The 11,875-nt window shown below is 66.3% G+C and carries 12 protein-coding genes and 1 pseudogene; 6 read left to right on the forward strand and 7 right to left on the reverse strand.

The features are described 5' to 3' along the window. The 5 genes from WAN71_RS20355 to WAN71_RS20375 form a co-directional block, all read right to left on the reverse strand. On the reverse strand, positions 1–832 hold an 832-nt coding region (locus tag WAN71_RS20355), incomplete at its 3' end, for a potassium channel family protein (protein WP_422227059.1). A 350-nt stretch (positions 833–1,182) separates the two neighbouring features. Beyond that, a complete protein-coding gene (locus WAN71_RS20360; protein ID WP_422227060.1) occupies positions 1,183–1,926 on the reverse strand; it encodes an adenosylcobinamide-GDP ribazoletransferase in 744 nt (247 codons plus the stop codon). Further along, the gene (gene cobT / locus WAN71_RS20365) at positions 1,923–2,987 is read right to left on the reverse strand and encodes a nicotinate-nucleotide--dimethylbenzimidazole phosphoribosyltransferase (protein WP_422227061.1); all 1,065 of its coding nucleotides are present in this window, start codon (positions 2,985–2,987) and stop codon (positions 1,923–1,925) included. Before cobT ends, WAN71_RS20360 begins: the two co-directional genes overlap by 4 nt. Next, positions 2,981–3,517: a bifunctional adenosylcobinamide kinase/adenosylcobinamide-phosphate guanylyltransferase gene (locus WAN71_RS20370; RefSeq protein WP_422227062.1), complete on the reverse strand. Its 537-nt coding sequence runs from the start codon at positions 3,515–3,517 to the stop codon at positions 2,981–2,983. The genes cobT and WAN71_RS20370 overlap by 7 nt, the downstream gene beginning before the upstream one ends. An 85-nt stretch (positions 3,518–3,602) precedes the next feature. Continuing rightward, positions 3,603–4,286 carry a DUF3043 domain-containing protein gene (locus tag WAN71_RS20375; RefSeq protein ID WP_422227063.1) on the reverse strand — a complete coding sequence of 228 codons (684 nt, stop codon included), beginning with the start codon at positions 4,284–4,286 and terminating at the stop codon, positions 3,603–3,605. A 151-nt stretch (positions 4,287–4,437) separates the two neighbouring features. On the opposite strand from WAN71_RS20375, the gene WAN71_RS20380 reads away from it, so the two are divergent. Together WAN71_RS20380 and WAN71_RS20385 are read left to right on the forward strand one after the other, a co-directional pair. After that, positions 4,438–5,514: a glycerate kinase gene (locus WAN71_RS20380; RefSeq protein ID WP_422227070.1), complete on the forward strand. Its 1,077-nt coding sequence runs from the start codon at positions 4,438–4,440 to the stop codon at positions 5,512–5,514. A gap of 75 nt (positions 5,515–5,589) precedes the next feature. After that, positions 5,590–5,961 carry an iron-sulfur cluster assembly accessory protein gene (locus WAN71_RS20385; RefSeq protein WP_422227064.1) on the forward strand — a complete coding sequence of 124 codons (372 nt, stop codon included), beginning with the start codon at positions 5,590–5,592 and terminating at the stop codon, positions 5,959–5,961. Positions 5,962–5,969: 8 nt separating this feature from the next. Here the strand turns inward: WAN71_RS20385 and WAN71_RS20390 are convergent, their stop codons facing one another. Continuing rightward, the gene (locus tag WAN71_RS20390) at positions 5,970–6,641 is read right to left on the reverse strand and encodes a hypothetical protein (protein ID WP_422227065.1); all 672 of its coding nucleotides are present in this window, start codon (positions 6,639–6,641) and stop codon (positions 5,970–5,972) included. Positions 6,642–6,804: 163 nt separating this feature from the next. Here WAN71_RS20390 and WAN71_RS20395 point away from each other — a divergent pair, with 163 nt between their 5' ends. Next, on the forward strand, positions 6,805–7,779 hold the full coding sequence (locus tag WAN71_RS20395) for a carbohydrate kinase family protein (protein WP_422227066.1): 975 nt from the start codon (positions 6,805–6,807) through the stop codon (positions 7,777–7,779). Positions 7,780–7,783: 4 nt separating this feature from the next. Here WAN71_RS20395 and asnB read toward each other — a convergent pair whose 3' ends face one another. Beyond that, on the reverse strand, positions 7,784–9,736 hold the full coding sequence (gene asnB, locus WAN71_RS20400; protein WP_422227067.1) for an asparagine synthase (glutamine-hydrolyzing): 1,953 nt from the start codon (positions 9,734–9,736) through the stop codon (positions 7,784–7,786). Between the two features lie 170 nt (positions 9,737–9,906). On the opposite strand from asnB, the gene WAN71_RS20405 reads away from it, so the two are divergent. The 3 genes and pseudogenes from WAN71_RS20405 to WAN71_RS20415 form a co-directional block, all read left to right on the forward strand. After that, the gene (locus WAN71_RS20405) at positions 9,907–10,983 is read left to right on the forward strand and encodes a cytochrome c oxidase subunit II (protein ID WP_422227068.1); all 1,077 of its coding nucleotides are present in this window, start codon (positions 9,907–9,909) and stop codon (positions 10,981–10,983) included. An 8-nt stretch (positions 10,984–10,991) separates the two neighbouring features. Next, positions 10,992–11,411, forward strand: a complete 420-nt coding sequence (locus WAN71_RS20410) for a cytochrome c oxidase subunit 4 (protein ID WP_422227069.1) — start codon at positions 10,992–10,994, stop codon at positions 11,409–11,411. A 194-nt stretch (positions 11,412–11,605) separates the two neighbouring features. Further along, positions 11,606–11,875: pseudogene (locus WAN71_RS20415) on the forward strand (hypothetical protein); the annotation flags it as partial.

Below are 11,875 nucleotides of genomic sequence, written 5' to 3' on the forward strand. Positions count from 1 at the left end.
CCAACCAGTCGCCAAGCGTATCGAGGTGTGCGACCACGATGTGCGGCTGGCCGTGACTGACGTCGATCGGGAAGTCCTCCAACATCAATCGCGCGCTGATCTCATCGATGTTGAAGAAGTCGATCGATAATTCGGGATCCCCGCGTTTGGCCTCCTGGACTCGCAGCAGCCGACAGAACTCGGGGTTGGTGATTAACGCCAGACAACGCTGCTCGCGGGAACGACGTACAGCCAATTCCCGTACGGTGGCCACGATCTGTGTGTTCACGGCGTCATCGGGAGTGATGGCCAGCACCCGGCTTGCGTGGTGAGCGCCGGCCGCCTGCAGGGTGCGTTGCCGCTGGGCATCACCGATAATCACCGGGACACCCAGACTGCGGCACAGTTCGATGTCCGGATTGTTGGCGTCCAACTCGATGACGACGACGTCGATCCGGTTGTCATGCAAGTGTCGCACGAACACATTGCCGGCATACACACCGAGACCGCAGATTACGACGTGGTCGCGCATCAGTGGAATCCGCATCTGTTGCACGCGATCACGAAACAGCGATCCCAGCGCGCTCAGACCGGCCCAGCCGGCCACGGCGGGGGCGAGGAACCGAGCAATGTTCAGCGTCCAAGGTACGGCCACCTGAGCGGGCGAGTTGACGAAAAAGTTGTTCAAGCTCCAGTAGGCGCAGTCGGTGGGGTTGGGGTTGTGACCGAGCTGGCCGCGAAAAACGTGCCACCACCCGACGAAGCCCAGTACAAAGGCGACCATGGCGGCGACGGCGAGGATCAACCAACGGTAATCGGACAGGTAGCGCGCAAACCGACGACCGAAACTCATGGCAGCGACCGCAAATTTGTGCAGACAATCCGCCTCAACCGATCGATCGGGGACGCGGCGCCGATGCGGGGTGCATCCTTCTGGGGGAGACACCTCACCGCTGAACTGACCAACGTCGACCCCCTAAGGCGGTTCGTTACTCTGAGCAGATTCAGCCGGGCTGCACTTGTTGCTAAGCGCAAAAAGTCCCGATTGTGGTGGTGATTCTAGCCGCGCACTGTGCGGCGCTCTGCCTGATTGCAGGCACGCTCGCTTGCTGCCCGGGGTGCGCAGCCGGTTCACCGGGACTGCTAACCCTGTGCCCGGGAGTGCCCGTGGCCCATAACTGATTCGTCGATCCCGACAAGCCGTCAGCCGAAGCGGGCAAATCCGGCCAGCGTCACCGCAGTCACCGTTGTGGTCAATTCGATTACGGCGCCGAGCACGTCGCCGCTGATGCCGCCGAAACGGCGCACGCAGCGCCTGACCAGCGCAGCGCCGCAGGCAAGCCCGACCAGCACCGCCGCCGGTCCCTGCCACAGCTGCCGGTCCGCTACCAGGGCCGCCGCAAGCAGCACCATGACCCACACCGCGATCACCGGCGCGGACTGGGTTCCGGCGACCCGGGCGCCCAGAGCGCTGCCCTGCACTGCCGGCAGCGAACGGTGGCAGGCCAGCACGGCCGCGACCCGGCCGGCGGAAACAGCGACCACGATCGCCGCGCTGCCCAGCGCCGAAAAAGCCAGTCCTTGCAGCGTGATCACCAACACCACGCTGGCCACCCCGAACGGTCCGGTCGACCCGTCGCGCATCACCTGCAGCGCGCGTTCCGCGGGCCCGTAGCAGCCCAGCCCGTCGGCGGTGTCGGCCACGCCGTCGATGTGCAGACCACGGGTCGCCGCGAGCAGCGCAGCCACCGCGAGCAAGCCGGTCAGCGGGTTGCCCGAGCCGAACGCCAGCGCGCTCACCCATGTCACGGCCGCGGCCAGCGCACCGAGCGCCACGCCGACGACCGGCAACGCGGTCATCGCACCGCCGCCCAGCGGCCGGTCCGATGTGCCGGGCACCGGGACGACGGTCTCGAACGCGAAAGCCGTTGCCAGCGACTTGATCACGGTGGGGAAGCGGAGCGGTCGGCGCGGTTGGAGACATTGGCACTGGCAAAGCTGGCCATCGACGTCAACGCGGCCACGGCGGCCCGCAGCACCGGCAGTGCCACCGCCGCGCCGGTACCTTCACCCAGCCGCATTCTCAGGTCGACGATCGGATCCAGCCCGAGCTGGGCCAGGGCCAGCGCGTGCGCCGGTTCGGTCGAAAGGTGACCAGCCTGCCACCACAGCCGCGCGCCCGGAGCCAGGCGCTCGGCGATCAGAGCCGCAGCCGTCACTGCCATGCCATCCAGCAACAGTGGGGTACGCCGGACAGCGGCCTGTGCACAGAAGCCGGCCAGCCCCGCCAGATCAGCGCCGCCGCAACGCTGCAGCAGCGCCACCGGATCGGATATCACCGGCTCGGCCCGGAACATCGCATCGCGCACCGCCGCGGTTTTGCGGGCCCAGCCGGCGTCATCTATCCCGGTCCCGTAGCCGACCGCGAGGACCGGCTCGATACCCGTCAGTACTGCAGTCAGAACCGTTGCAGGAGTGGTATTTCCGATGCCCATGTCGCCGGCGATGAGAAGATCGGCACCCGCGTCGACCTCTTGGTCGGCGATCTGGCAGCCGGCGTCAATCGCGTCGAGGGTCTGCTGGTGACTCAGCGCGTCCTCTGATGCGATGTCGCCGCTGGCGCGCCGCACCTTATGCGCACCGATCTGCGGCGAGGGCGGGTCGGCGTCCACAGCCAGATCGGCGACGCGCACCGTTGCCCCGGCAACATCAGCCAGCGCGTTGATCGCCGCGCCGCCGGCGGCGATGTTGGCGACCATCTGACCGGTGACCTCCGGCGGGTAGGCCGATACCCCCGATCGCGCAACTCCATGATCGCCGGCGAACACCACCACCCGCGCACGTTCGAATTGCTTTGGCGGACACTGGCCTTGACACGATGCAACCCAAACTGACAGATCCTCGAGCCGACCCAGCGCGCCCGATGGCTTGGTCAGCGTGTCCTGGCGGGCGCGGGCCGCCGCAGCGGCGGCGGTATCGGGCGGCACTACCGGCGGAAACATCAGCACATCCTCGACGGCTTGATTTGCAACGGCTGCCCGGCCACCATCAGCACCACCCGATCGCACATGGCGGCCAGCCGCTGGTTGAGCGCACCCAGCTCGTCGGTGAACCGGCGGCCGGTAACCGTCGCCGCCACGATAGTTAGTCCAACCTCGTGGCTGACCAGGACCAGCGGCGGACCGAACGAGGCTACCGCCGCGAGCATCTCGTCGATGTCCGCCGAGACCGAGCCGTCCTCCCAGCCGCGGCGATCCAAAGCGGCGGTCAACCAGCCGCCGACATCATCGACCAGGGTGGGCGCGGCCGGCGGCTGGCGCAATTGTGTTGCGATGTCGTAGCTTTCCACAGTTGACCAGTGCTTGGGCCTGCGATCGCGGTGCAGGGCGATCCGGCGCAGCCAGGCCGGGTCGCTGTCAGTCACCGAACCGGTCGCCAGATACCGCACCGGCTCAACCGGTCCCGCCGACTCGGCGATGGCCGCCTCCGCCCAGCGGGACTTGCCCGACTTGATTCCGCCGAGCACCAGGGTTTGCACGGCAGATCAAACACCCGATGGCGATCGCAAGCGCGGCGCAGCGGGGCGCAGGGGGTCGCCATGCGAAGGCTTCTTCAAGCGAGGGTCACTCGACACTGGCGCCGTGCTTGACTTGGGGTTTAGGCGCTCGCATGCGGCGCATCTGGGAAGCCCGACTAGCCGCGTAAAGGCCTAATTTCCAACGGCTTTCGGTGTCATTCGGAAACTTCTCGTCGACCCGCCGAGCGACCTTGCGGCCCAGAATGATCCCGTCGAGCAGCATCACAGCCATCAGCACCGTCATCGCATACGACATATAACTCTGGGCCAGTTGAGGGCGAGCGAACATGACGAACAGCAACATCAGGGCCGAAGGCATGAACAGCCCGAGTACGTTGCGGCGGGCGTCCACCAAGTCTCTGACGAACCGGCGCACCGGGCCCTGATCACGGGTCAGCAGGTAGCGTTCGTCGCCAGCCATCATGCGGTCCCGCCGCTCGGCCATCTGGGCGCGACGAGCGGCACTGCTGGCCCGTCGTTCCTCACGGCTGAGCTTGGGCCCCTTCAACGACTTTCGCCGGGCGCGGGCCTCGGCGGCGGTCATCGGTGCCGGAGCGACCGGCCCCTTGCGCCCGGCGGCGGCGCTGCGTCTGGGTGTGGGGCGTCCCTTGGGAGCGGTTGTTTGCGAACCACGGGCTGACTCGGAGGCATCTCCCGCCACCGCCGGTGTCTGGGCACCGCCATCGTCGCCGGCGGCGTCCTCGTCTTTTCTCCGACCCAGCAGTTTCACGTTCGCCAGGTTACTTCGCAGCAGACGATGTCCGGTACATGGCTGGGACCAGGTGCACCTTTTCCCAGCGGCCCCTACGCTGACTGAGATGAGCGGGTCGGCGACTGAGGTCGGCAGTATCGCACCCGCCGCAGCCCTGGTGCCTTCGACCCTGCGGGTGCTGGTCGCGCCCGATAGTTACGGCGACAGCTTGACCGCGGTCGAGGCCGCCGCCGCGATCGCGACGGGCTGGAACCGCGCGCGACCCGACGATCAGTTCACCATCGCGCCGCAATCCGACGGCGGCCCGGGCTTTATCGACGTCCTGGCCAGCCGGTTGGGGGAGCGCCGGCACTCAGAGGTATCCGGGCCGCTCGATGAGGACGTGCCGGCCGAGTGGGTGCTGGACTCCGAGTCGGCGACCGCGTACCTGGAATGCGCGCAGGCGTGCGGATTGGCCCGCCTGGGCGGCCCGCCGACACCGCAAACGGCGCTGTCCGCGCACAGCAGAGGAGTTGGTCAGCTCATCGCCGCGGCTGCGCAGGCGGGGGCCGCGCGAATCGTGGTCGGCTTGGGCGGCAGCGCCAGCAGCGACGGCGGCCGTGGACTGGTCGACGAGCTGGGTGGCCTTGCGGCGGCCCGGCGGCGGCTTGCCGGCGTGGAGCTGATTGTCGCGTCGGACGTCGAGTACCCGCTGCTGGGGCCGTGGGGGGCCGCGGCGATATTCGGGCCCCAGAAAGGAGCGGATTCGGACACCGTCGCGGCGCTCGAACAGCGGCTCACCGAGTGGGCCGGTGAGCTGGACGCGGTCGCCGGGCGGCCGGTCAGCGCGCAAGCAGGCGCAGGGGCGGCAGGAGGCATCGGGGCGGCGCTGCTCGCACTGGGCGGCCGGTGCGAATCGGGTGCATCGATCATCGCCGAGCACACTGGTCTGGCCGCAGACATTGCCGCCGCCGACCTGGTGATCACCGGTGAGGGCCGGTTGGACGACCAGTCGTTGCACGGCAAAGTGGTCGGAGCCCTCGCCGAGGAGGCGCGAGCACAGCAGGTACCGATGGTGGTGATGGCAGGTCAGGTAGATCTCGACCGCCTGGCGTCGCGATCGGCGGGCATTCTGGCCGCCTACGCGATCGCCGATTACGCCGGTTCGGTACGGCTGGCCCTGGTCGACGCCGCCAACCAGCTGATGGGCCTGGCCTCCTACGTGGCGGCGCGACTCGGGAATAGCGGCACAACAAGGTACCTTTGAAGGGGTGGGTTTTTGGCAAGCCCATCCACTGACCCAAGAACGACAGGGCCTTGTAGGCACTTATAGGGAGAAGCAATGACTGTTCAGGACGAGTCAACCGCCCCAGGCTCAGCCGCCACAACCCACGGCGTGATCTTGACCGACGCCGCGGCAGCCAAGGCAAAGTCACTGCTGGAGCAGGAGGGGCGCGACGACCTGGCGCTGCGCATTGCGGTGCAGCCCGGTGGATGCGCGGGTCTGCGTTACAACTTGTTCTTCGACGACCGCGCGCTCGACGGTGACCTGACCGGGGAATTCGGCGGCGTGACGCTGACGGTCGACCGGATGAGCGCCCCCTACGTGCAGGGCGCCTCCATCGACTTCGTCGACACCATCGAGAAGCAGGGCTTTACCATCGACAACCCGAACGCCACCGGGTCGTGCGCCTGCGGTGACTCCTTCAACTGACGCCGTAGCTAGTAGGTGCCTGCGGTTCGCTGCACGTAGGAGCACACCAGCACTTGGTTGTGCTGATTAAGTAGTTGCGCGATCCCCTGTACCTGGTCGCGGGCGCCACCGCCGGTAGCAGTGGCGACGCGCATGGTGAACAACACCTGGGCCTGGTAGTTGGACCAGTACACGATCTTGTCGATCGAGGTCACCTGCGCTTCGGTGAACTGCTTGCGGAATGCATCGCTGCTGAGTTTGGCCAGCGCCTGATCCGATCGTCGGTCCCGGACGGCGTCGTAGATTCCGCACAGCGTGTTGCGCGCGATCGTTTCGGTGTCGCGGTGCTCAAGCGCGTCCAGGTAGCCCTGGATCGCCGCTTTGGCCGTGGCGTCGGAGAACGCACCCGAGGTCGACGGGCCGTTGTGCGCACCGTGCACGATCGCCGTGATCAACCCAGCGAACAGGACCACCGCCACCACAGCGGCGAGGACCAGCCGCCGTCGGCGGCGTTTCGGGTACGGGACCGGCGGTGGTAGCAGACCCGGATAGGCGGCCGCCGGTGGCGCTGCTTCGACCGGTTCGCCCACCCGCGGGCCGACATAAGCTGGCTGGTCGGGGATCGGCTGGCTGGGATGGGGGTCGGTGAACGGCGGTCCGTCGGCGCCGAGACGCTGATCCGGCGGATACGGACCGGGCATAGGAGTACTCCTCGGGTCGCGGGCTGGATGACCCTGGACGACATATGTCGCCGCGAGGTTTCTTCTACGGAGGCTAGCGGGCCTCGCCCCGCGCTGCAGCGGCAGCCACGACCCGTGGGTACGCTTAGCTAGCCGAACTTATGAAACGAAGGGTGGATTTTTCGTGACGATCGCGGTGACCGGTTCCATTGCCACTGACCATCTGATGCGGTTCCCGGGCCGGTTCTCCGAGCACCTGCTGGCTGAGCATTTGCAGAAGGTGTCGCTGAGCTTCCTCGTTGACGACCTGGTGATCCACCGCGGCGGGGTGGCCGGCAACATCGCCTTCGCCATCGGGGTGCTCGGCGGTGACGCCGCGCTGGTCGGGGCGGTCGGCGACGACTTCGACGACTACCGCAAATGGCTGCAGTCGCACGGTGTCAACACTGACCATGTACTGATCTCCGAAACCGCGCACACCGCGCGTTTCGTGTGCACCACCGACCTCGACATGGCCCAGATCGCGTCGTTCTATCCCGGTGCGATGTCCGAGGCCCGCAACATCAAGCTCGCCGATGTCGTCTCGTCAGTCGGCAAGCCGGACCTGGTCATCATCGGGGCGAATGACCCGGACGCGATGGTGGTGCACACCGAGGAGTGCCGCAAGCTCGGCTTGGCTTTCGCCGCCGACCCGTCGCAGCAGTTGCCCCGGCTGTCGGGCGACGAGATCAGCAAGCTCATCGACGGCGCCGCGTACCTGTTCACCAACGATTACGAGTGGGAGCTGTTGCTGTCGAAGACCGGCTGGTCGGAAGCCGATGTGCTGGAGAAGGTGGACCTGCGAGTGACCACACTCGGCGCTAAGGGCGTCGACATTGTGGACCGCGACGGCACATCGGTCCACGTCGGCGTGGTGCCCGAGACCAGCCAGACCGACCCCACCGGCGTCGGCGACGCGTTCCGTGCCGGTTTCCTAACCGGGCGCAGCGGGGGACTCAGCCTGGAGCGTTCGGCGCAGCTGGGTTCGCTGGTTGCCGTATTGGTGCTGGAGTCCACCGGCACCCAGGAGTGGGAGTGGGACCGCGAGGTTGCAAAGGCTCGGCTCGCGGATGCGTACGGCGACGATGCTGCCGCCGAAATCGCCGCTGTACTGGGCTAATTGCCTAGAGCTGCACCGGGTACTGTGGTTCGCTGATCTGCGGCACCACACTGTGCTCGACGAAGATCGCGTGCCACAGCATGAAGATCAGCAGCGTCCACAGCCTGCGACTGTGATCGGTTGTGCCACAACGGTGTTCGTCTAGCATTCGGCGAACAGCCGACACGTCGATCAGATGGTCGGTTGCCGAAGAGTTCACCATTTCATGGGCCCACTCCAGCAGCGGGCCGGCGCGCAGCCAGTGTCGGATGGGGACGGGGAAGCCCAGTTTCGGTCGGTTGAGTACGTGCGACGGGACGATCGGCTCCAGCGCGCGTCGCAGCGCGTACTTCGTGGTGGTGCGGGTGATCTTGGCCTGTACCGGTAATCGGGACGCGACCGCGAACACCTCGGGATCCAGGAAAGGCACCCGAAGCTCCAGCGAGTTGGCCATCGTCATCTTGTCGGCCTTGACCAGAATGTCGCCGCGCAACCAGGTGAACAGGTCGATGTGTTGCATGCGGGCCACCGGGTCCCAGTCGGCTGATTCGGCGTACAGCGGTGCCGTCACGTCGGTATGCGTCCAATCGGGCCGAAATCCGGGCAGTACGTCGCGCAGCTGCGCGTCGGAGAAACTACGGGCATTGCCGTAGTAGCGCTGCTGCAGCGTCAGCGATCCGCGATGCAGCAGGCTCTTGCCGCGCATACCGTCCGGCAGCGGCTTGGACAACGTCCCCATTGAGCGTCGTAGCGGTGCGGGCAGGTAGTCGAAAGGCTTGAGCGACAACGGCTCCCGGTAGATGGTGTAGCCGCCGAAAAGCTCGTCGGCGCCCTCCCCGGAGAGCACCACCTTGACGTGCTTTCGCGCCTCGCGGGCGACGAAGAACAACGGCACCAGCGCTGGGTCAGCCACCGGTTCGTCGAGATACCAAACGATTTCGGGTAACGCGCCGACGAACTCGTCGGGGGCCACCACCTTGGTGATGTGCCGCGCACCGATCGCCTCTGCCGACGCGACCGCGACGTCGATCTCGGAGAATCCCTCACGCTCGAAGCCGGTGGTGAACGTGATGAGCCGCGGGTTGTGCCGGATGGCCAACGCCGCGATCGCCGTCGAGTCGATGCCACCCGACAGGAAGGCGCCGACGGTGACGTCGGCGCGCATGTGCTTGGCCACCGAATCCTCTAGCACCGCTGTGATCTCGTCATAGCGGGCCTGCTCGGTGTCCCGGATGATCGGTGTCGCGGTGAAGCGCGGCACGAAGTAGCGGGTGGCCTCCGGGGCGGCCGTGCCGGGACGAATCCGCGTATAACAGCCGGATTCGAGCCGGCGCACGCCGCGGTGCAGGGTCTCGGGCTCGGGCACATACTGCAGCACCGTGTAGTGCTGTACAGCGCGCAAGTCGATCGCGGTGTCGAACCCGATCAGGCTGGCCAGCTCCAGCAAGCATTTCTTTTCGCTGGCCACCGCGGTGCCACCGGTTCCGGTCGCGATGAACAGCGGTTTGATGCCGAAAGGGTCGCGGGCGCAGAATAATTCGCCGGCCACGTTATCCCACAGCGCGAACGCGAACATGCCCCGCAGCCGGGTCAGCGCGTCGGCGCCCCAATAGTGATAGGCGGCAACGATGGCCTCACCGTCGCCGTCGGTGGCGAAGACGGCGCCGTGGTGCTCGGCGAGCTCGGCGCGCAGCTCCAAGTAATTGTAGATCTCGCCGTTGAACACCAACTCATACCGGCCGGGGCTTTCCGGCGGCCCCCAGCGCAGCGGTTGATGCGAATGCGCGATGTCGATGATGGACAGCCGGTTGAAGCCGAACACGACGGTCCCGGCAGGATCGGTCCAAGTGCCCGGTTCGTCGGGTCCGCGGTGGCGCATCAGGTGCGCTGCGCCGGCGACGGCATCGGCCGTATCGCGGGCCGAGCCGGGCGAATCACCGCCGGCCGCAGCGCTCACAAAGGCCAGCAGTCCACACATCGCGACAAGTATGCCGCAACGCGCCTGCGTCGGCGCTGCCGCAGGTCGCGGGCCCGACGGCCGACCCGCGCCGGGCGCGGGGACTCCGGCACGGCTTCGCTACGTCGCGTGGTCTACGCTGCGTAGTATTCGACTCTGTCGGTCCAGCTTGTGATTCAGGAGGCGCCACGGTGACACCTCGCGAACCAGGCCGTTCGCAGGGCTTGTTGGGAAGCCGCTCCGTACGCTCTCGTCGGCTTCGGGTGGCGGTACTGGCCGGTTTGCTCGGCATGCTGGCGGTCACGCTGAGCGGATGCAGTTGGTCGGAGGTCTTGGGCCTGGGCTGGCCGAGGGGCATCACCCCGGAGGCCGACTACAACCGGCAGCTGTGGATCGGCGCAGTGATCGCCTCCCTTGTGGTCGGCGTCATCGTCTGGGGCCTGATCTTCTGGTCCAGCGCGTTTCATCGCCTCAAGGCCACCGACACCGAATTGCCCCGCCAGTTCGGCTACAACATGCCACTGGAGCTGGTGCTCACCGTGACACCTTTCCTGATCATCTCGGTGCTGTTCTACTTCACCGTGGTGGTGCAGGAGAAGATGCTGCACCTGGCGTCCGACCCGGAGGTCGTGGTCGACATCACGTCGTTCCAGTGGAACTGGAAGTTCGGTTACCAGAAGGTCGATTTCAAGGACGGCACGCTCAAATACGACGGCGCCGACCCGGCCCGTAAAGCGGCGATGGTCTCCAAGCCCGAGGGCAAAGACAAGCGTGGCGAGGAACTGGTTGGCCCGGTCCGTGGGCTCAACACCGAGGACCGCACCTACCTCAACTTCGACAAGGTCGAGACGGTGGGCACCAGCACCGAGATCCCGGTACTGGTGCTGCCTGCCGGCAAGCGAATCGAGTTCCAGATGGCGTCGGCCGACGTCGTCCACGCTTTCTGGGTGCCGGAGTTCCTTTTCAAACGTGACGTGATGCCCGACCCCGTCGCGAACCACTCCGTCAACGTCTTCCAGGTCTCGGACATCACCAGGACCGGGGCATTCGTGGGTCGCTGCGCCGAAATGTGTGGCACCTATCACTCGATGATGAACTTCGAGGTCCGGGTGGTGCAGCCCAACGACTTCAAGGCCTACCTGCAGCAGCGGATCGCCGGTAAGACCAATGCTCAGGCCTTGCAGGCGATCGCCCAGGCGCCGCTCGCGGTCACCACGCACCCGTTCGAGACCCGCCGCGGCGAGCACGCGCCCCAAGCGAGCAAGTAGGAAGACCCATGCATATCGAAGCCAGGCTGTTCGAATTCGTGGCCGCGTTCTTCGTCTTCTGCGCGGTGCTCTACGGCGTGCTGACCACCTTGTTCGCCACCGGCGGAATCGAGTGGGCCGGCACGACGGCGCTCGCCCTGACGGGTGGGATGGCCCTGATCGTGGCGACGTTCTTCCGCTTCGTGGCCCGCCGGCTCGATACCCGCCCGGAGGATTATGAGGGCGCTGAGATCAGCGACGGCGCAGGGGAACTGGGGTTTTTCAGCCCGCACAGCTGGTGGCCGATTCTGATCGCGCTGTCCGGCTCGGTAGCCGCGGTCGGCATTGCGTTGTGGCTGCCGTGGTTGATTGTCGCCGGGGTGGTGTTCATCCTGAGCTCGGCGGCCGGACTGGTCTTCGAGTACTACCTCGGGCCCGAAAAGCACTAGCCGGTACGGCCTGGCTTCGTTCAAGGTCACAATCAGGGCATCAGTTCATCCGTGACCCGTTCACCGAGAATGCCGTGCAGGTACCGGTTGGGTAGGGTTTCGCGAGGCACAATGAGAAACATCCGAGCGCGCGCTCGACTACACAGCCCTAGTGCCGCGCGCCCCGATGAAGTAGTCGAACAGGACAGGCAGACATGAGCGGGCCGAATCCACCAGGACCGGAGTCCGACGAACTGGACCCCGGCGTTGAGCCCAGCCAAGGCGACAGCGAATTCAAGGCGGGTGGTAACGAATTCGGCAAAGAGTTGACGGGGGAGGGAGCCGAAGAAAGCAACGAGACGGCGCAGACCGATATCTATTCTCGGGCCTACTCGGCTCCGGAGTCCGAACACTTCACCAGCGGCCCGTATGTGCCCGCCGACCTGGACCTCTACGACTACGAGAGCTACGACACGCCAGCCAGC

This window comes from Mycobacterium sp., assembly GCF_049280035.1.
Lineage (GTDB): Bacteria > Actinomycetota > Actinomycetes > Mycobacteriales > Mycobacteriaceae > Mycobacterium.